The sequence below is a fragment of the Mucilaginibacter sp. genome (genome assembly GCF_039207105.1).
Classification (GTDB): domain Bacteria; phylum Bacteroidota; class Bacteroidia; order Sphingobacteriales; family Sphingobacteriaceae; genus Mucilaginibacter.
On sequence record NZ_JBCECK010000057.1, the window covers coordinates 1 to 20,597 of the forward strand.

At 40.3% G+C, this 20,597-nt stretch carries 13 protein-coding genes and 1 pseudogene; 7 read left to right on the forward strand and 7 right to left on the reverse strand.

What is annotated here, in order from left to right:
- The 5 genes and pseudogenes from AAGC65_RS13210 to AAGC65_RS13230 form a co-directional block, all read left to right on the forward strand.
- Nucleotides 1–1,331: pseudogene (locus tag AAGC65_RS13210) on the forward strand (hypothetical protein); the annotation flags it as partial.
- Between the two features lie 20 nt (nt 1,332–1,351).
- Nucleotides 1,352–2,863: a RagB/SusD family nutrient uptake outer membrane protein gene (locus tag AAGC65_RS13215; protein WP_343112928.1), complete on the forward strand. Its 1,512-nt coding sequence runs from the start codon at nt 1,352–1,354 to the stop codon at nt 2,861–2,863.
- A gap of 93 nt (nt 2,864–2,956) precedes the next feature.
- Nucleotides 2,957–5,539 (forward strand): membrane or secreted protein, encoded by a 2,583-nt coding sequence (locus tag AAGC65_RS13220; RefSeq protein ID WP_343112929.1) that lies wholly within the window; start codon nt 2,957–2,959, stop codon nt 5,537–5,539.
- A gap of 164 nt (nt 5,540–5,703) precedes the next feature.
- Nucleotides 5,704–7,098: a glycosyl hydrolase 53 family protein gene (locus tag AAGC65_RS13225; protein WP_343112930.1), complete on the forward strand. Its 1,395-nt coding sequence runs from the start codon at nt 5,704–5,706 to the stop codon at nt 7,096–7,098.
- A 16-nt stretch (nt 7,099–7,114) separates the two neighbouring features.
- Nucleotides 7,115–9,469, forward strand: coding sequence for a glycoside hydrolase family 2 TIM barrel-domain containing protein (locus AAGC65_RS13230; protein ID WP_343112931.1), 2,355 nt, complete (start codon nt 7,115–7,117; stop codon nt 9,467–9,469).
- A gap of 78 nt (nt 9,470–9,547) precedes the next feature.
- On the opposite strand, the gene AAGC65_RS13235 is transcribed toward AAGC65_RS13230, so the two are convergent.
- Both AAGC65_RS13235 and AAGC65_RS13240 read right to left on the reverse strand, forming a co-directional pair.
- Entirely contained in the window at nt 9,548–10,558 is a 1,011-nt protein-coding gene (locus AAGC65_RS13235) for an SMP-30/gluconolactonase/LRE family protein (protein ID WP_343112932.1), read from the reverse strand.
- 49 nt (nt 10,559–10,607) lie between these two features.
- Nucleotides 10,608–11,045, reverse strand: coding sequence for a DoxX family protein (locus tag AAGC65_RS13240; protein WP_343112933.1), 438 nt, complete (start codon nt 11,043–11,045; stop codon nt 10,608–10,610).
- 230 nt (nt 11,046–11,275) lie between these two features.
- Here AAGC65_RS13240 and AAGC65_RS13245 point away from each other — a divergent pair, with 230 nt between their 5' ends.
- Nucleotides 11,276–11,854, forward strand: coding sequence for a cupin domain-containing protein (locus tag AAGC65_RS13245; protein ID WP_343112934.1), 579 nt, complete (start codon nt 11,276–11,278; stop codon nt 11,852–11,854).
- 70 nt (nt 11,855–11,924) lie between these two features.
- Here the strand turns inward: AAGC65_RS13245 and AAGC65_RS13250 are convergent, their stop codons facing one another.
- The 3 genes from AAGC65_RS13250 to AAGC65_RS13260 all read right to left on the reverse strand — a co-directional run bounded on the left by AAGC65_RS13250 (nt 11,925) and on the right by AAGC65_RS13260 (nt 18,124).
- Nucleotides 11,925–13,409: a RagB/SusD family nutrient uptake outer membrane protein gene (locus AAGC65_RS13250; protein ID WP_343112935.1), complete on the reverse strand. Its 1,485-nt coding sequence runs from the start codon at nt 13,407–13,409 to the stop codon at nt 11,925–11,927.
- A 17-nt stretch (nt 13,410–13,426) separates the two neighbouring features.
- Nucleotides 13,427–16,822 carry a TonB-dependent receptor gene (locus AAGC65_RS13255; protein WP_343112936.1) on the reverse strand — a complete coding sequence of 1,132 codons (3,396 nt, stop codon included), beginning with the start codon at nt 16,820–16,822 and terminating at the stop codon, nt 13,427–13,429.
- 126 nt (nt 16,823–16,948) lie between these two features.
- Complete coding sequence (locus AAGC65_RS13260) at nt 16,949–18,124, reverse strand: FecR domain-containing protein (protein WP_343112937.1); 1,176 nt, start codon at nt 18,122–18,124, stop codon at nt 16,949–16,951.
- A gap of 119 nt (nt 18,125–18,243) precedes the next feature.
- Between AAGC65_RS13260 and AAGC65_RS13265 the strand changes: the two genes are divergently transcribed.
- Nucleotides 18,244–18,837: an RNA polymerase sigma-70 factor gene (locus AAGC65_RS13265; protein ID WP_343112938.1), complete on the forward strand. Its 594-nt coding sequence runs from the start codon at nt 18,244–18,246 to the stop codon at nt 18,835–18,837.
- Nucleotides 18,838–18,892: 55 nt separating this feature from the next.
- On the opposite strand, the gene AAGC65_RS13270 is transcribed toward AAGC65_RS13265, so the two are convergent.
- Nucleotides 18,893–19,921 (reverse strand): ChuX/HutX family heme-like substrate-binding protein, encoded by a 1,029-nt coding sequence (locus AAGC65_RS13270; protein WP_343112939.1) that lies wholly within the window; start codon nt 19,919–19,921, stop codon nt 18,893–18,895.
- A 20-nt stretch (nt 19,922–19,941) separates the two neighbouring features.
- Nucleotides 19,942–20,597, reverse strand: a 656-nt coding sequence (locus AAGC65_RS13275; RefSeq protein ID WP_343112940.1) for an ATP-binding cassette domain-containing protein, incomplete at its 5' end; no start/stop codon positions are given.

A 20,597-nucleotide genomic window follows, 5' to 3' on the forward strand; every position in this document is an offset into this window, starting at 1 on the left:
AAAACTCAAACCGGGCTCCAGATCTGATCAAGCTTTCTGGGTATTTCAGGGCCAATTATTCCTATAAAGATAAATATCTGCTAACCGTTACTGGTCGTGAAGATGGTGAAAGCTATTTTGCGCCAAACAGAAAATATGGTTTCTTCCCGGGGGCTTCATTGGGCTGGCGTATAGCTCAGGAAGATTTCCTGAAAGAGTCAAAAGTGATTTCCAATCTTAAACTGCGTGTAGGCTATGGTACATCTGGTAACTCTACTATTTTGGGCACCAACTCATTGCCTTTATACGGAACGGGCCCGCAGTATGTAATAGGTACTACTAATTTGCCGGGAGTAGGTTTAACGCAAATAGCTAACCCCAATTTATCATGGGAAACCGATAAAACTATTAATGCTGGTATTGATTACGGATTTTTTAACGATCGCATAACAGGTTCATTAGATGTATATCAAAAATCAGCAACCGATCTGCTCGACTATGATAAACTACCGGTTAATAATGCTGTAGGCCGTGTGGCAACAAACGTGGGTGAAACACGCAGTCGTGGAATAGAATTTTCCATTTTATCAAGAAATGTTGTAAGCGATGATTTTAAATGGACAAACAACTTTAATATTTCAGCTTATAAAAATTACTGGGTAAGTAGGAACCCCGCAACAGCTTATGCTCAGTATATTGGATATAACGATCCGATAAGAGAAATATACGGATGGCAAACCAATGGAATTATCCATAACACCAGTCAAATTCCATCATATATGCCAGGAGCTAAATTGGGTAACATCATCTATGTAGATCATAACAACGATGGAAAATTGGATATTAACGATGTAGTAAAACTGGGTAACCCTGATCCTAAATTCTCATTAGGTTTCGGCAATACCTTTACCTATAAAAACTTTGACCTGTATGTATTTATGTATGGCAGTTTTGGTATGTACATGACCAACAATTATGGCGCCTATTATGATCCTACCATCATTAACGTGGCCAATGCTCATAATACACTGGCAGGTGTAAGTAATGTGTTTACAGCCGATAATCCAAACGGAATATATCCTGGTTATGCAAGTAACCCTTACACAGGCAGCAATCCAAGCACTGTAAATAACTTTTACGGACAAAAAGTTAATTTCCTGCGATTGAAAAACATAACCTTAGGTTATAAACTGCCTATAAAACAATCGTTTATTAAATCATTAAGGTTTTTTGTCGATCTGCAAAACCTGGCAGTAATTACCAATTACAAAGGATACGATCCGGAATTTACAGAAGTAAACCCTTATCCGCAGGCCACTTCGACCACATTCGGAATAAACGCCAATTTTTAATAATTCAAGATATAAGATATATGAAAAGCTTTAAAAACAAACCAGTAAACTTAACCCGGTACGCTGTACTATTGTTAAGCTGTTTTACGCTTGTTACTATGGATTCCGGTTGTAAAAAAGCGCTTGACTCTAAAGTTTATAGTCAGCTTACACCAGAGAATTTTTACAAATCAGAGTCGGATATTAATGCTGCGGTGATCACAATTTATAGCCCATTTTCATCCAACTGGGATCAAACAGATCCGGGCAATGGTAACCAGAGCGCGTCGTTATACAATGCCGATATCAAAACGTACCTTTTAAAGAGCATTATGACAACAGATGAAGCCGGTACAGATTGGGATCAGAATTTAACCAACTTCACTTTTGGTCCGGCCACCTATCAGGGTTTGGGCAACTCGGTTTACCCTTTTATCAGTTACGTGGCAAAAGCTACAGATGTGATCAATAATATTTCGCAGGTTACCAGTGTGAGTGATAATGTAAAGAAAAAATACCTGGCCGAGACTAAAGTTTTACGTGCCTGGTTAATGTTTGTGCTCTATGATTTTTTTGGCCCAGTAAATGCCAAAACAGATCCAGCAACACTTTCAAGCAATACTATAACACCCCGGCCAACTGCCGAAGTGTACTGTGCTCAGATCGAAAACGACCTGACCTCTGCAATTCCGGATTTGCCTGCTAAATATAATACCGATAATACCAATTGGGGCCGCATGTCGCAGGGGATGGCTCAAATGCTATTGCTGAAACTGTATATGCAAAATAAGCAATGGGCTAAGGCCGAAGCTACAGCTAAAACCATCACCACGATGGGGTATAGCTTAATGCCTAATTACGCTGATGTTTTTAACGTAAAACAAAATAACGAACTGATATATGCTGTGCCAACCAATAGCTCAAGCCCTAATTACTGGATGCAGGAGGTATTACCCGGCGATTTTGCTTCTGCAGGCAATATAACAAGGGGAGCGGGATGGGCCGGATATTACATGCCCTGGGCATTTTATGATAAATATGAAGCCGCTGATACCCGCAAAAATACCATCATCGCGTCTTACACCACAAGCGCAGGCAAAATAGCAAACAGGGCATCGGGATTAAGAGGGGCTATACCTTTGAAATATACGGGTATTGCAGGTTTGGGCGATGGCCCAGGCTACAACTTTGATGTAGTTGTATTTCGATATGCCGAAGTTTTACTCTCCTTAGCCGAAGCCATAAATGAGCAACGAGGCCCTGCTGATGCCTACCAATACGTAAATATGGTAAGGTCAAGGGCTGGTGTGAGTGCATTTTCGGGCATGAGCACAGAGCAGTTTCGCGCCGCGCTACTTGATGAGCGTGGTCGTGAATTGTATTGTGAAGGTACCCGCCGTCAGGATCTGGTTAGGCAGGGCCAATTGATCTCAAATGCTATAGCAAGAGGGAAAACATCGGCTCAGCCGTTCATGACGTTGTTCCCAATACCAAGCGATGTAATGATCCAGGGTAATGGTATTATTAAACAAAACCCAGGATACAGCAACTAATTGTTTTTATTGATTTATTCCATCAATTATATATCAGGCGTTGAGTAATTACAACGCTTGATATATCTAATAACAGTTATGTAACACTAACCCATGAAACAACTTTTATTAACCTCCTCATTATCTCTGTTTTTAATTTTTAATTGTGCTTGTTTACTGGCTCAGGAAAATAAAAACGGAATATACGCGGATAAACAAGGCAGGCTTCGCTGGCAAAAAGATAACTCAGAGATGTACCTGTTTGGGGTAAACTATACAGTACCGTTTGCATATGGTTATCGATCTGTAAAAGCGCTGAATATTGATGCAGAGAAAGAAATTGATGCCGACGTTTATCATATGGCCCGAATGGGGGTTGATGCCTTTCGGGTACATCTTTGGGATACTGAAATTAGCGATTCACTTGGCAATTTATTGCAAAACGAGCATTTAAGGTTGTTTGATTACTTGATATATCGTTTAAAGGAGCGTAATATCAAAATTATTATTACACCTATAGCCTTCTTCGGCAATGGCTATCCTCAGCGTGATGAAAAAACAGCAGGGTTCTCCTCTAAATACAGCAAGGGGGAAGCAACACTTAATGAAGGCTCGATCAGGGCAGAAGAGAACTATTTAAAGCAGCTATATCAACATGTTAATCCATATACTAAGCTCAGTTACTGTGATGAGCCGGATATCATAGCATCTGAATTAAACAATGAGCCAAGCCATAGCGGCCCAAAAACTGGTGTTACAGCTTACATCAACCGGCTCGAAAAAGCTGCCCGGAACGCGGGCTGGAAAAAGCCGTTATTCTATAACATTAGCCAAAACCCTTATTATGCTGACGCGGTGGCTAAATCAAATGTTACTGGGTTCAGTTTTCAATGGTACCCCACGGGGCTGGTAGCGGGGCATGAGCAGCACGGGAACTTTATGCCCAATGTTGATCGTTATCACATCCCATTTGATACCATTCCTGAATTTAAGAACAGGCCCCGCATGGTGTATGAGTTTGATGCAGCTGATGTATTGCAATCATGTATTTACCCGGCAGTTGCCCGTAGTTTTAAACAGGCAGGCTTTCAGTGGGTAACCCAGTTTGCATACGATCCAATGGCTACTGCCTACGGCAATTCAGAATACCAAACGCATTATCTGAATTTGGCCTACACACCAGCAAAGGCCATTAGCTTTTTAATTGCCAACAGGGTCTTTCATAAACTTCCTCGCAATAAGGAATATGGTACTTACCCGGTCGATAGTGTTTTTGATGCCTATCATGTGAGCTACAATCAATCCATGAGTGAGATGAATACTGCTGACGAATTTTATTATTCGGGCAATACATTATCAGCTCCAAAGGATTTGAAAAAACTGGAGCATATTGCCGGGGTAGGTAGTTCGGTTATTGTTCAATATAAAGGTTACGGAGCTTATTTTATAGATAAGCTTGAAAGCGGTGTTTGGCGACTTGAAGTAATGCCCGATGCTATTACTATCCGCGACCCTTTTGAACGGCCTTCACCTGCTAAAGAAGTTGTGCACATAGCTTGGCAGGAACAAAACATGCAGATAAATTTGCCCGGCATAGGGGCTGACTTTGACGTTAAAGCAATTAATAAGGATAATAGTTATCAAACAACAGCAGCTAATGGTTCATTTACTATTAAGCCGGGTACCTATTTACTGGTGAAAAAAGGGAAAACGATCTCTAAACAAGCTGACCAAAAACTGCTCGGCAATATCAGTTTAAATGAATTTATAGCCCCTGTATCTTCCAACAACGTCATATATGTCAGGCATATTCCGGCAACCGAAATTAGTGCCAATAAAGCATTCACCGTTAATGCCCGCGTAATTAATGTTAACCCGGATGATAAGGTAACCTTAATGGTGAATGGACGCTTTGGTGCACCTGTTGCAATTATAATAACTAATACCTCGTCATATGACTATAGCGCTACTATACCCGCGGCACAGGTTGTGGCTGGTACATTAAGTTATCGCATTGTTGTTCAGCAGCATGATAAGTACATCTCGTTTCCCGGTGGTCATGAAGGCGATCCACATCAATGGGACAATTTAAATAAGGACAACTGGCAGGTATTTGTAGCCGCTCCGAACGGTAAACTAAGCCTGTTTAATGCCTCAACAGATGAGGCTAATGTTAATACCTACTACCCGGGTTCCGGCCGTAACGGTGGGATGAGGTTTACTGCAGGTGAAGAAACCGGCCAGTTGGCGTTAAGTGCGGAAACAAGTAACATTCATAAAAATAATGTTATGGGATTTCAGCTTTATGTGGGTGATAAAATAAAATACCGGTTACCAGAGGTATCCGCATTTACTAAAGTGGTGGTAAGGGCTCGCATGCAAAAAACACAATTAGGAAGGCTCAGGGTTGCATTAACAGATAAAGATGCCTCTACATATGCCGCTTACGTAGAGTTAAGTGACCAGTATAAAAATATTGAAATACCATTAACAGCGTTCAAACCCGATTCCAGTCTTTTGGTACCGCGTCCATACCCCGGATTTTTATCCCTGTGGTTTAAGGCAGGTTCTTTTAATGGCCTTAGCATACCGCAGGTAGATAAGTTGGAGATCACATCCGGAGATAGTTTGGCCCCAGATCAATATGATAAACCTTATGGTATAGAAGTAGAATCTGTAAGGCTTGAGCCTAAATAATTATGAAAAACAAACCGATATCGATCCTATGACAATCAGATAAAAATAAAGTACAACAAATAACAAGATTTTAAAAATTAGCAAAACTAATTGCTTCAACAGGTTGAACTAAAATCTGTTAACGGAGCGATACGGGATATTATTAACTAAACATTGCCTAAATCATGAAAAAACAACTTTTAATAGTCCAGTTATTTTTAGCAGCTGGACTAACGCCGGTCTTTGCTCAAACATCCGAATTGGCAGGTTTAAAGCCCGAAGTGGTGGTTACACCTTACAAAACCACTATGGTAGCCGACGGTAAGGACAAGGCACAGATCAGCATAACCGTAATTGATAAGCAGGGGAAAAGTATTACCAATGCAACCAACCTGATCTCATTCAAAGTTACAGGCGATGCTAAAATTATCAGTCTTAATAATAAGTATATCGCATCAAACAATGCCGGGTTGGTGCAGGATAAAATGGTTAACGGAAAAATTAATATGGTTTTGCAAGCCGGTAAGCAAAAGGGAGTTGTTAAGCTCGATGCACTAAGCGATGGCTTAACAACAGGCTCTACCGAAATACACACTGTTCATCCGGGCGTTGCGCACCCGGTAGCTATTGGTGCGCCAATTGCCGGAGGTACTAAAATCACCGGTAAAATAATCGGTGCGGATATTTCTTTTTTGCCGCAATTGGAAAATAAAGGGATGAAGTTTTATGATCAGGACGGTAAAGAAAAAGACGCCATACAAATTTTGAAGGAACACGGGTTTAATTATATCCGCCTGCGAATTTTTAACCACCCGGAAGTGGCTGGTGGTTACTCTCCTCAAAAAGGATTTTGTGATCTGCAACATACACTGCAAATGGCCAAAAGAATAAAATCGGCAGGTATGAAATTCTTATTAGATTTTCATTATTCTGATACCTGGGCCGATCCGCAACGCCAGAATGTACCCGCAGTTTGGAGCAAGCTTGATTTTAATACCCTTAAAGATTCTTTATATCATTACACTAAAAACGTAATGCAGAGCCTCAAAGCTCAGGGCACTATACCGGATATGGTACAGGTAGGTAATGAAATTAACCACGGTATGGTTTGGCCCGACGGGGAGATCAATAACCTGGATAGCCTGGCCACTTTAATTTATGCAGGGGTGAAGGGGGTAAAGGAAGTAAACCCGACAACTGCCATCATGTTGCATATTGCTCTGGGAGGGCAAAATGCCGAAGCTCATTTTTTCCTGGATAATATTATGCTCAAAAGAAAAGTGCCGTTTGATGTGATTGGGTTATCCTATTATCCTAAATGGCATGGTACAACCAGCGATCTGAAAAACAATATGACGGATCTGGCGACACACTATAAAAAATATGTGATGGTAGCCGAGTACTCACAGCTCAAACAGGAAGTGAATGATATAGCATTTACCGCACCCGGTAATAAAGCGCTTGGTTCATTTATATGGGAGCCATTAAATACTTGGGAGGCAGTTTTTGATAAAAACGGAAAAGCGAACAAGTTTCTGGAGGTTTATCCTGCTATAGCTAAAAAATATAATGTCCATTAAATCTTATCTGTTATACATGAAAAAAATCCCTCTCTGCTTTTTGCTTATCATGGGCTGCTTATTTCAGCTAAAAGCACAAACCACAACATCTACTTCAAATTTTAATAATAACTGGGAGTTTGTAAAAGATATTGACACCAGTAACTCAGGTTACTTACTAAGTTCAACCGCCAAAGGGAGTGCTAACTGGGAAAAAATATCATTGCCCCACACAGCAAATATAGAGCCGGTTGAAAAGGTGAAAGAACAGTGGCAGGGTACCTGTTTTTATCGTAAATTTTTTATAGTACCACTCGCAAATAAAGGAAAACATATAGCCCTGCAATTTGACGCGGCTATGCATGAGGCTGATGTTTATTTGAACGGTAAACATATTTATAAGCATTTGGGCGGTTTTTTACCATTTTACATTGATATATCAAACACGGTTTTATTAGGTAAGCAAAACGTTATTTTGGTTAAATTGAATAACCAGGATAACGCTGTTATTCCTCCCGCTAAACCTATTAAAGATCTCGACTTTAATTATTATGGCGGTATTTACCGTAACGCGTGGTTGATCATTAAAAATAAACTTTATATCAGTAATGCTGTGCAGGCTGGACGGGTGGCCGGCGGCGGCGTGTTGATACATGATGCAGAGGTAAGCGAAAAAGAAGCAACGCTGGTAGTTAAAACGGATATCAATAATGATTTTAACCTGCAAAAAAAGGCGCAGGTTAAAATTACCCTAACTGATAAAAATGGGAAAGTAGTTTCATCATCAGTATCAAATGATCAGGTGATAGAACCAAATGCTTTTGAATCGTTTACGCAAAATATTAAGGTTAACAATCCAATGTTATGGTCGCCGGGGAGTCCTTATTTATACCGTATGCGTATACAAGTTATTCAGGATGGAAAAACAGTTGATGAACAAATAATTAATACAGGTATTAAAACCTTTAAGTTTGAGGCTGGTGGTTTTTATTTGAACGGGAAAAAGTATCCAATTGTTGGTACAAATCGTCATCAGGAGTATCCTTATATTGGTTATGCGCTGTCAGACAATGCTCAATATCGTGACGCATTCAAAATAAAAGAAGCAGGCTTCAACTTTGTGCGGTGCTCGCACTATCCGCCTTCTCCGGCTTATCTGGATGCCTGCGACCAACTTGGCATACTGGTAATGGATGCTATACCCGGATGGCAATTTTTTGGCAACCAGGAATTCCAGGAAAACAGCTTTCAGAATATTCGTGATATGGTTCGCCGCGACCGTAACCATGCTGCCATTGTTTTATGGGAAGCTTCATTAAATGAAACAGATATGAGCGAGGCCTATATGGATGCTGCACATAAAATTGTGCATGAGGAGTTGCCATTTACAGATGTTTTCACCACAGGATGGAAAGATTATGCTTTTGAAGTATTTAACCCAGCCCGCCAACACATGAAAGCCCCAGATTATTGGAAAAAATATGATAAGAACAAACCTTTGCTCATTGCTGAGTATGGCGACTGGGAATATTACGCGCAGAACGCAGGCTTTAATCAAACCGAATATCAGAATTTAACTAAAGAAGAAAAATCATCAAGACAATTGCGCGGCTATGGGCAAGAGCGCTTACTACAGCAGTCCCTTAATTTCCAAGAGGCACACAATGATAATTTTAACGGTAATATTGTAGGGGATGTTAACTGGCTGATGTTTGATTATAAACGTGGTTACGCAACAGATCTGGAAACATCCGGCGTAATGGATATTTTCAGGGTACCTAAATTTTCGTATTACTTTTTTCAGAGCCAGCGTGATGTTAAAGATAGCAAACCGATGCTTTTTATAGCTAACTATTGGAATGACCCGGCAGATAATACCGTTAAAGTTTATAGTAACTGCAGCGATGTTGAACTGAAATTAAATGGCAAGGTTATAGCCCGGCAAAAGCCGGATACCGGCAAAAATGTAAATAATTTAGCTCATCCACCATTTACGTTTCATGTGCCTCGTTATGAGCCGGGAGCTTTGCAGGCCACAGGTTTTATTTATGGAAAAAGTGTAGCTACCTATACCTCAACAACTCCGGGTAAACCTTACAAAATCGTTTTAAAGGCCGATTATAGTGGTAAGCCCCTAAAAGCAGGATGCAATGATGCCGTATTTGTTTACGCTTATATAGTAGATAACAAAGGGGTAACCGTTCCAGTTGCCACTAATTCTGTCAGGTTTTCAGTTAATGGAGGAGCAGGCATTATTGGCGATAAGGACATTAAAGCAGAAGCGGGTATAACACCTACATTGGTTATGGGAGGAGATAAAATAGGTAATATAACTGTAAAAGCCGATGCGGATGGTTTGATGCCCGGAGAGCTATCCTTGCAGTTGAAATAGTTGATCAGGAAGGCATAAACCAAAACAGCTTTACTCTTGAGTTAAAGCTGTTTTGGTTTAATAACAATGTGAAATATACTATCGCAAATTAATCATCAAAACTCGGTGGTTTGAAGTTACATACATAGTTTTCTCGTCGGCTGATAAGCTGAGGTTTGAGGCGAGATCGTTTACTTTTATTTTACCTAATAACTTACCTGTTTTATTAAATATCCATATGCCACCGGGGCCTGATGTAATTACATTTCCTTGTTTATCAATCTTCAAACCATCGGGCATACCCTCAGCGGTTTTAGAAGCTGCTTTAGCACTATAAAATATACGACCATGAGTAAACTGGCCATTTTTATCCAGATCATAAGCATACCAATAAGGTTTTGCCGGATCAGAATTGGCTATTAATACGGTTTTGCCGCCGGGGAAAAAAGCTATACCGTTTGGTCTTGTAAGTGTATTTGTAAGCAGGGTTATTTTGCCATCCTTAGCAATTTTATAAACTCCCTGGTATGGCGCTTCCTTTAGCGGGTCGTCAACGTTTTTTTCAAGACCGTAAGGTGGGTCAGTGAAATAGATATCACCATTACTTAAAAAAGCCAGATCATTGGGGCTGTCAAATTTTTTCCCTTTATAATTAGCTGCTATTTTAATGAATTTAGCCTGAGGCTTTTGCAAAGGAGCATTCATTACAGATACCACTCTGTCGCCATCCTGGCAAATAACTAATTGGCCTTTTATATTTAATCCAAGGCCATTGGAACCCAATTCACCGCCCCGCGGAACTTTACCCGTGTAACCTGCCGGATTAAGATAAACTTCTTTCCCCTTTTCTTTGGTCCACTTGTAAATGATGTTCTTTTTAACATCCGAAAAAAGTAACATTTTGTGGCCTTCTATCCATAGCGGTCCTTCACACCAGGCAAAGCCATCGGCTATAATACGGGCGTTAACATTTTTACCTACAAGCTTGTTAAACTCTGGGGTAAGCCTTTCTACAGTGATCAGCGGCTTGGTGGTTTGCGCGTAAATTATAGAATTACTTCCCCCTAAAAGGGTGGTCATCAGCAATAGCCGGTTACTCCATGTTATCATATCGGTTTATATTATTGGTTTGGTTGTTTTAGGGATCATTGGTTTGTTTTTACCGCCGGAGCAAGTTATCAATACTCCATTTATATTCCGGAATTGCTGATAATAATAAGCTTCCGGCGCTAACCGCAAATACAGAATAATTAAGTGGTGATTTCAGACCAAAAAATAGTGTCATGCAAATTGCAAATGCCAGTGTTAATAAAAAGCTTCCGATAGCCATAAACCTTGTTTTGAAGCCCACAATGATCAATATGCCAAAAACAACTTCAGCTATAGTAGCCAAAAGCCCCATGACGTCGGAAATTCCTTTTGACATAAATGGAAGTAAAGCATGAGTGTAATTTAAAAACGGATCCCAGCTCCCCCAGGAGACATTTGGTGTGCCGATAGGGCCGGCCCAGCCAATGCGGTCCAATACGGCAGAAATAAAGCCGATACCAATTGCAAGTCGTAAATATAATTGTGAAAAGTTAATGTGATTTTTCATGCTATTAATTTAAGTGTTTATTATTTGATAGTTTAATTGTTAATCGTTTTTTATCGGTATTGACCAAGCAAATTTCAGAAATACAGAATATTAAATAGTTAAACGAGATTAAGAAATTACCTCATTGGAAATTAATTGTCATGTATTTTGAATATGATTGCTTAAGGGGTAGATTTGAAGATACAATACGAGCTATCTAAAAATATATTGACTAATAAATTAATTGTTATATGAAACGGCACACTTTTTTATCGTGGCTTGGTTTATTAGCTATGGAGCCGGTTGCAGCAAGGCTTCGAGATATTGATATGATAGAACCAGAAAAGCTTTATTTTAAGGATGACGGGCAGATCCCCAATAGCAAATATCCACTGTTGCTTTATCGCAACGCATTTAATATGCGCAATGATGAAGGGGCAGAATGGCTGGAGAAACAGTTTGCAGCTAATAACTGGACAAACTCATGGCGCAATGGTGTTTATTCCTTTCATCATTATCACAGTACCTCGCATGAAGTTCTTGGAGTTTACTCAGGTTCGGCAATGCTGCATCTTGGCGGAGAGCAGGGGCAAAAGATAAAGGTACAGGCAGGAGACATTATTGTGATTCCGGCAGGGGTAGGGCATAAGAATTTAGGTAGTGATGATCTCGGAATTGTAGGGGCTTATCCTGATGGCAGAAGCTGGGATGTTAATAAGGGACTGCCAGGCGAGCGGCCTAAAACCGATCAAAATATAGCCGCATTACCAATACCGCTTACAGATCCTTTACGGGGAAAAGTTAACGGCCTAACAACTATTTGGCATTAAACCAACTCCGATTAAATGTAAAAGCTCCGTTTTATAAAACGGAACTTTTACATTTAAATAAAAATTAAATTTAATATCCATCGTTTTGAACCAACACCGGTGTGTTTCTGTCAATTTCGTTTTGCGGTATTGGCCAAAAGTCAAAGTTGTCCTTGTAAATAGTTTTTACAGCCGGAGTTAAAGGGTTCTGAATAAAGCCGTTGAGTTTTTGCTTGGCTAATCCCCATCTGCGTAAATCAAAGTAGCGCAATCCTTCTAAAGCCAGTTCAACCCTTCTTTCATGCATAATGCGTGCACGCATATCGGTTTGGCTCAAATTGCCGGGTAGTGGTGGCATATTAACTCCGGGGCGGGCACGTACCTCGTTTATTTGCTGATATACGCTGGCATCAGGCCCTGCCGATTCATTTTGGGCTTCGGCATACATTAATTTAATATCGGCATAGCGCAGCCATACATAATCCTGATCATCAAGTATACCCGGCTGCGGATCAATATTTTTAGGATCCAGCCATTTTTTACCAGGGTAAAAACCAGGTGTCCAGCTGTTAACTCCAGGCGTGCCAACTGTATTTGGAAACGGCCAGCCCTGTGCTGGTGTATCGCCAGGGAAAAAGAAGGTCATGGTTTTACGTGGATCATTAGGCTCATACTCATTGATCATATCTTGCGTACCTTGCAGGTCTTTATAGCCAGAGCCTATAATAACCGTAGTAATGGCAAATGGATGAGGCACTGCAGGGGTCTGGAACTGGACAGAAAACATAATTTCGGGACTGGAACGCTGGTCAGGTTTATAAAAATTACCAGCATAACTGCTGTTTAGAGAAAATTGCCCGCTATTAATGATGGTTTTAGCCAGAGCAGCGGCATCAGCATATTTTTTCTCAAACAATAATACTCTAACCTTAATACCCTGAGCCGAGGCTTTCACCGCGTGTCCTGTAGTGTATTTGCTATCAGGTAATGATGCAATGGCCTGATCAAGATCGCTTTCCACTTGTTTTAAAATATCAGCCCTTGATGATTTACTTATTTTGTTTTTGAAGTCGATTGTAAGGGGATCAGCGGTTATTAATGGTACGTTGCCATAAGTTTCGGCTAATAGAAAATAGTTAAAGGCACGTAAAAAATAGGCTTCACCTTTATATTGATTTAGCTTATCGCCGGTCAATACCTTGCCTACATTAGCTAAAAAGCTGTTGCTTGCCGCAATACTGATATAGGCATTTACATACAGACTGTTACCACCATCTGTTGGAAATCCTCCGACTGTAGATGTAAGCCCGGCAATTAAAGATTGCTGTGCACCACCCTGGTTGTTTTGAGTGTAAGAATTATCGCTGAAGTTTTCCCACCACATAGGGGCATACTCACTTATCTGGCCGCTTTGAGCATAAAGTGTAGCATAAATACCGGTAAGTGCCTGATCGGCATCAGCAGGTGTTTTCCAGAAAATAGTGGTTGATAATTTGTCGGGAGGATTAACATCAAGCTTTTTGCAGGATGTTAAACAAATTAACACCGCTGCGCATATGATTATAATATTTTTCATTTGTTTTTAAGTTGAAATTAAAATTGAACAGATGCACCAAATGTGTATGTACGGTTTTGCGGATAATTGGCAAAGCCATACCAGGCATCTGGTTTATTATTAATATCCAGCCTTTCAGGGTCTGTTGCTTGTTTTAGCGGTGTAAATAAGGCCAGGTTATCAACTGAGCCAAATACCCTTATCGATTTAACTCCCTTTATTAACCCTTTTGGGAATGTATAACCCAACTGTACATTTTTAATGCGCATAAAGCTGGCATTGTATAAATGATAGGTTGACTGTACATTGGTAATTTTAGGATAACCGTAAAAGCCCATGTATACTTTAGGCATTGTGGTTGAAGGGTTTTGTGGTGTCCACCTGTTCAGCCAGTCGGTAGTAGGCATGGCGCCTTGTGCAAAGGGATCAACCCCCCATTTATACAGATAAAGTTTATTCCCATAAGAACCGTAGAGCTGCAGGCTGGCGTCAAAATTACCCCAGGTTGCACCCATAGTGTAAGAGTACTCAAATTTGGGGTATTGGCCGGGTATAATGCTGCGGTCGTTGGCATCAACCTTGCCGTCGCCGTTTACATCTTTATATTTAATGTCGCCGGGCGTTGGTACACCACCTAAGGATGATTGATCAGGCGATTTGTCGATCTCGGCCTGATTCTGGAAAATTCCGTCCATAGTTTGCAGGTAAAATGAGTTGATGGGATAGCCATTTCGCATAATGGTTTGTCCATCAGGGCCGCCAATTTCATCTGCACCAAATGATACCAGTTTATTGCGATATAACTGGAAGTTGGCCTGAGCATAATAGCTGAACTTTTCAGAAGGGCGATCCTGGTAACGCAGGCTAAACTCAAGCCCTTTATTACTTACAGCTCCGTTATTTACAATGGGTGCGTTTACACCCAGGGCCAGCGGAACTTGTGATTGCCTTAAAATATTGTAGGTGTATTTGTTAAACCAATCAAAGGTAAATGTTAGTTTATTTTTTAGGATTGTCATGTCCAAACCCAGATCTGTCATTCTTGTGGTTTCCCAGGTAAGTGCAGGGTCAACTAATGTACTTGGTATAAAACCGGAGAGTACACCGCTGCCAAACGCGTAAGTATTTTGAGTAAGCGTTGATTGGTAAGGGTACGGATAAGGTATATTGGTGTTGTTATTTACTACGTTGATATTCTGATTACCCAGGCGGCCCCACGATCCTCTGATCTTCAGATCATTCATCCAGCTTACATCTTTTAAAAAGTTTTCGTTAGACAGGCGCCAACCAGCAGAGAACGACTCATATAAACCCCAGCGACTGTTACTTGGCAAGCGCGAGGTGCCGTCATATCGAACGTTTGCTCCTAACAGGTATTTATCGTTAAAGTTATAGTTTACGTTACCATATAATGAATGGATTATCCATTGGGCTGAAGTACCATCGTTTGTTTGATTATTTACAGAACCCGCGTTTAATTCGGAAAGTTCATTAGTTGGGTATCCAATACGATAAGCATCAAAATAGCTGGTATTATCAACTTCCTGCTGTACACCGCCTAATATGGTCAGATCATGCTTGCCCAGTATTTTGTGAAAATTAAGTTGACTATACACGGTTGAATGTGTTTCATCTCTTTCACCAACGGATAAGCCTGGGTTACCCACATCCGCATTACGGTTATAGGACAGATCGCTGTACAGATACATCGGGATAACTGGTCTAAACGTTTTTTGCTTATCTACATTAAAACTTAAACCTGCTCTGTTTTCCCATCTTAGCCCGTTCACAATATCTACATCTAATGATATGTTGCCCTGTCCGTAGTAATTTGGGTTGTGGGTTAATATTTGTGAAGCCAGCACAGGGTTTTTATTTCCTAACTCTTTATCATAAGCTTTAGTGATCCATAAACCATCGGCCGTTTGCGCTGGATAAAGAGGCGATTGAGCAAGGGTTGAAATATATAAGTCGGTAGCATTATTGGATGGGTAGTTTTTGTCGCCGTAGCGTATTTGTATGTTAGTACCCAAAGTAACACGTTTGTTTACCTTTGAGGTGAGCCCCAGATCAACAGTGTACTTTTTATAATCAAAGCCTTTCATGGTACCTGGCTGGTCGGTAAAACCTAAACCCAGGCTGTAGGTAGTATTTTCATTACCACCGCTTAGGTTTAAGTAATGATTTTGTACTACAGCAGTACTAAACATATCCTTAAGCCAGTCATGATTAGGGTATTTAATATGGTCGGTAGCGTTTTTATACAGATCTATCTGATCCTGTGTATATACCGGTGCATTACCAGAGTTAATTTCCGCTTCGTTTAGTAACTCCATGTACTGGGCAGAATTGGTGATTAATTTAGGCAGGCGGGTAGGGGTGGCAAAGCCTACGTTGTAATTGTATGATAAGGTAAACCCACCGGCTTTTCCTTTTTTAGTTTTAATAACTACTACACCATTTGCACCTTGCGAGCCGTATATAGCAGCAGCGGCAGCGTCTTTCAGCACAGTAGCCGATTCTATATCATTTGGGTTAATTACAGCAAGGCTGCCCGGGATACCATCAACAATGATTAATGGATTATTACCGGCGCTACTAAAAGTTCCCAACCCCCGGATACGCAGTTGCACGGTTTCGTTACCTGGTTCACCTGAGTTTTGAACCACGGATAAGCCCGGTAATTGTCCTTGTAACAGGGATGTAGCATCGGTAGCCACTCTTTTGGTCATTTCATCACCCTTTACAGAAACTATGGCGCTGGTTAGGGTGTGTTTACTTTGGGTACTGTAACCGGTTACTACTACTTCGCTTATGTTCTGTTTATCTTCAAGCAAGGTGACATTCAATACAGCTTTGCCATCAATTGGCACCTCCTGTTTAGCAAAACCTATAAAACTGAATACCAGTGTGCCCGAACCATCTGGTACATTCAGGCTAAAAGCACCGTTTACATCCGTTACCGTGCCTGTTCTTGAACCTTTGAGCATGATGGATACACCTGGGAGCGGAACCCCTTTATTATCAGTGACCTTTCCTTTGATATTAAGTACAGGGTTATTTTCCGATTCAGGTTTGGGCTTCAGCGTGATGGTTTTTTTATTGATCAAATAAATGAGCGGTTGATCGCTAAATATTTTTTCGAGGGCTTGTGAAATGCTTACATTTTTTAACGATAGCGATACAGGCGCTGCCATTTTTATGAGTTGGGCGCTGTACAGGAAATCGTATCCGCTTTGCTGTTGAAGCGTAAATAAAACATCCTCTAAGGGAGCTTTCTGAACTTCTAAATTTATCTTTTGAGCATATGAACTTGCACTAACCTGAAGAATGGTTACCATGATTAAAATGCAGGTTAATTTCATAATACGGATAAATTTAAATCGGGCATGGTTGTGCCACCTGAACTTTGATTCAGTAAATATTTTATACATTTGAATGTTAGGTTAAGTTTATAATTGGTTGTTCGTGCAATTGATTTGGTTAACTAACTCAGCAGAAGCTGGTGATCAGGGGCGGTAGGACGCTCCTGATCTGTTTTAGATAACCGTTAAACTTTATTAAGCCATAACAATTATCCTCCTTCCTTCAATTTTAAAGTGAACTAATCCGGTATATTCCAGTCCTTTTAATAACTCATTAATATCTTTACTTTTAGCATAAGTGCCTCCGAACTTTACGTTAGGAGTATGCCCCTCGTAAACTATTTCCACATCGTACCAGCGGCTTATCTGTTTCATGATATCACGAATGTCATCATCCCTGAAAATAAAGTATCCGGCTTTCCAGGCCATAACCTGGTTTAAATTAACTTTCTTTTGAGTTATATGTCCGTTTATCACATCAGTTACTCCCTGTTCACCAGGAGTTAACAGGGTTGACGCGGCGGCGCTTGATAAGCGTACGGAACCTTCAAGCAAGGTGGTTTTTACAATATTGTCATCTTTATATGCGTGTACATTAAAATGTGTACCCAATACTTTAATATCGGTGTTGTCGGTATGCACAACAAAAGGTATCTCTTTGTTTTTGGTAACTTCAAAATAGGCTTCTCCCTGTAAGGTGACCTTACGGGTTGAGCCCTTAAATGCAACTGGAAAAGTTAAAGATGATTCAGAATTGAGCCACACATTAGTACCATCGGGCAGCATGATGGTATACTGTCCGCCTCTTGGTATCGTAACTGTATTCAGGGCTTCATTGGTAGCTTGGTTATTTGCATTGTTGGGGGCATAAGCTAATAGCCCATTCTTTAACTTTTTAATAGATGTGTTTCCTGATTTTGCTAAAACGCCATTGGTGGCATTATCCAAAACTATATTGGTTCCATTAGCCAATGTAAGTACTGCCGCATTTTTACCAGGTTTTATGGTGGTGCCTTTAGCGTTTTCTAATTGATTTTTTACCGATGATTCAGGTTGATGGCTATTAAAGAATAAGCTGCTCACACTAATTAAAAAAATTACAGCTGCTGCCGCCCACCATAAGTACATTTTGATCACCTTGGGTTTGCGATAAGATATTGTTTTTGAAATGCGATTGTAAATAATACTTCTGAGCTTTTTGTCGGCTTCGGGGAGTTTTGATCCGTCAACGTTTTGCATCTTGAAATTATCATGATACTGCATCAACAATTCTTCCTCTTCAGTTGTACATGCACCTGAAAGGTATTTTTCGTAAAGTATAATGTACTGTTCAGGGGTCATGGTAATTGGTTGAGCGGGTGCTACAATCATAAAGAGGAGTGAAGCGCACGTCAACACACATACTTTTGAAAATATTTTTTAGAAATAAATTAGTTGGGTGCGCTGATAATTGTATTTGACAAACATTTCTTATTTTTATCCAACCAATTATGACCGATAAAACTGTTGATAGTGAATTATGGGACGATGTTGTCTCAGATAATTCCAGGGCTTTTGTTGTCCTGTACAATCGGTATTGGAAAAAACTTTACAAAACGGTTAATTTTTATTTAAAAAATGAAACCGTTGCTGAAGAAATAACGCACGATGTTTTTGTAACGTTATGGACAAGGCGCAAATATCTGAGAATTAATAATTTTGCCAATTATATTCATATAACCGCTCGTTACCAGGTATTTAAGTATTTAAAAGCGGCTAAAATAAATTGTGTGGAGTATATTGATCAACTTGCAGATACTGATAAAACAGCCGTATATAATAATGCCGATAGTAAGCTGGGTTATGAGGATCTGGAACTGGAATTAGCACAGATATTAAGGGAACTTCCCCGCCGATGCCAGGAGATTTTTTGGCTTAGCCGTATTGAGAATTTGAGTAATGAGGAGATAGCCAATAAACTTAATATTTCAAAGCGTACAGTTGAGAATCAAATAACATTCGCCTTGCGGTTTCTGCGGATGTCATATCCTAAATTTGCTGTCGCGTCATTACTGTTTGTATTATCTTTATATCCCATCAGGTAATAGAATAACCTGCAATAATGACACAATCACTATTGCAGGTTACTAATATATTCGTTTAGGCGATTAATGTTATAACCTCATTGAGCAGGGTTCTCCAATCCTCACTTTCCGGAATACCCGGCTTACGTTTTCCGAAGAATTGAACAATGGTGTTTCCTTCGTTATCATAAACCTCTATGCTATGTACCAGACCATCTGTAGTTGGTTTTTTTACCAACCATATGGTATCAATACCATCTTCACGCAGGTGCATATTAAACTCCGGGTCCAACACATTGAACCACGGGCCGGTTTGCACCAGTTTTTTAATTTCACCAGTGTGTATCTGGATACAGCCTGCACTACCGGTAAATACCATAATAGGAGTGGAGCTTTCAGATGCATTTGTTAAAATCTGTTTTAAAGCCGATAAGCCGATCTGTTGCGCGTATCCATCTGGTGCAAGTCGCAGTGCCTGTGTACGGGTTAATTCATATTCTTTGAGCAATCCATGAAAATCATGTGTATCCTGTAAAGCTATCCAGGCCTCTTGAAAAGCGTTTATTGCTATCTCATGATCAGGCTTTTCTGCCGTATTTGGAGGCGTTGCCTGAATAGTTAATTGCTGATGTTGTGCTTCGGCGCGATACTTAGCTACTAATCGTTCATATGCCACTGTATCACTTTTATCAGTGAGGTAAATTTTATGTACGGCACTGCCGTCTGCATCAAAAAACTGTAAACTTAATCTGTCATTTTCATTCACGGCAAATCCAAAATGCCAGTGAGTCATGAACAAACGCAAATCAATATCGGGTGTAACCACCAAACCAATATGAGCATTGAAGCCAACTTTGGTATAAATGCCCTTACGTTCATGCACACCATGATCATTGCGCGTTAAAGCCATTACATAACCTAAAGTATTGGTTTCTTTTAATAGCTCCTTAAAATTGTTATTGAGCAAGGTGTTGTGCTCGCCAATGTTTACCAACTCTGCTTCGCTCAATCCCAATTCTTTAGCCGCATCGCGGATACGTAGTTTAGGGTTTTCAGCTTTTAAATTATTCCATTGATGTTTTATCGATGTGAGGGTATTTTCCATTTTGTATGTTTTTTATATGATTAAACTAATATCCCGCTGGGAATTACCAGCGGGCATTTAAAGCCTTCGCATTCGATGAGTTTCACTTTGATATTGAAAGCATCATGTATGTTTTCGCAATTAACTACTTCTAAAGGCGGGCCAAAGGCTATCATTTTCCCATTTTTCAGGATCAGGATCTGATCGGCGTAACGTGCGGCAAAATTGATATCATGCAGAATGCTCACCACGGTATAACCCCTGTTGGCCATGTTGCGTGCCAGTTGTAATATTTGTTGCTGATATAACATATCAAGCCCATTGGTAGGTTCATCCAAAAAAAGGATGGCATTGGGGCGGTCGTAGATCTGGGCTATCACCCTTGCCAACTGCACGCGCTGTTGCTCACCGCCCGAAAGCGTATTGTAATCGCGGCCGGTCAGGTGGGTGATGCCGGTTTCGTCCATTACTTTGTTAACTATTTCAATATCTGTTGTTGAAGGATGGTTTTCAAAATAGGGGTAACGCCCCATCAGCACCAACTCTTTCACAGTAAACAATATACTTACCGTATTATGCTGAGAGAGTACCGACCGCAGTTGAGCCAGTTCTTTGATGGAATACAGATCGATATGCTTTTTGTCAAAATAGATATTGCCAGAAGCATCAGTTGTAATGGACTGAATACTTTCTGCGC

Bases quoted from the DNA above. Each gene is read 5' to 3' on its own strand.
- AAGC65_RS13215 (WP_343112928.1), top strand. From the start codon at position 1,352: ATGAAAAGCTTTAAAAACAAACCAGTAAACTTAACCCGGTACGCTGTA.
- AAGC65_RS13220 (WP_343112929.1), top strand. From the start codon at position 2,957: ATGAAACAACTTTTATTAACCTCCTCATTATCTCTGTTTTTAATTTTT.
- AAGC65_RS13225 (WP_343112930.1), top strand. From the start codon at position 5,704: ATGAAAAAACAACTTTTAATAGTCCAGTTATTTTTAGCAGCTGGACTA.
- AAGC65_RS13230 (WP_343112931.1), top strand. From the start codon at position 7,115: ATGAAAAAAATCCCTCTCTGCTTTTTGCTTATCATGGGCTGCTTATTT.
- AAGC65_RS13235 (WP_343112932.1), bottom strand. From the start codon at position 10,558: ATGATAACATGGAGTAACCGGCTATTGCTGATGACCACCCTTTTAGGG.
- AAGC65_RS13240 (WP_343112933.1), bottom strand. From the start codon at position 11,045: ATGAAAAATCACATTAACTTTTCACAATTATATTTACGACTTGCAATT.
- AAGC65_RS13245 (WP_343112934.1), top strand. From the start codon at position 11,276: ATGAAACGGCACACTTTTTTATCGTGGCTTGGTTTATTAGCTATGGAG.
- AAGC65_RS13250 (WP_343112935.1), bottom strand. From the start codon at position 13,409: ATGAAAAATATTATAATCATATGCGCAGCGGTGTTAATTTGTTTAACA.
- AAGC65_RS13255 (WP_343112936.1), bottom strand. From the start codon at position 16,822: ATGTATAAAATATTTACTGAATCAAAGTTCAGGTGGCACAACCATGCC.
- AAGC65_RS13260 (WP_343112937.1), bottom strand. From the start codon at position 18,124: ATGATTGTAGCACCCGCTCAACCAATTACCATGACCCCTGAACAGTAC.
- AAGC65_RS13265 (WP_343112938.1), top strand. From the start codon at position 18,244: ATGACCGATAAAACTGTTGATAGTGAATTATGGGACGATGTTGTCTCA.
- AAGC65_RS13270 (WP_343112939.1), bottom strand. From the start codon at position 19,921: ATGGAAAATACCCTCACATCGATAAAACATCAATGGAATAATTTAAAA.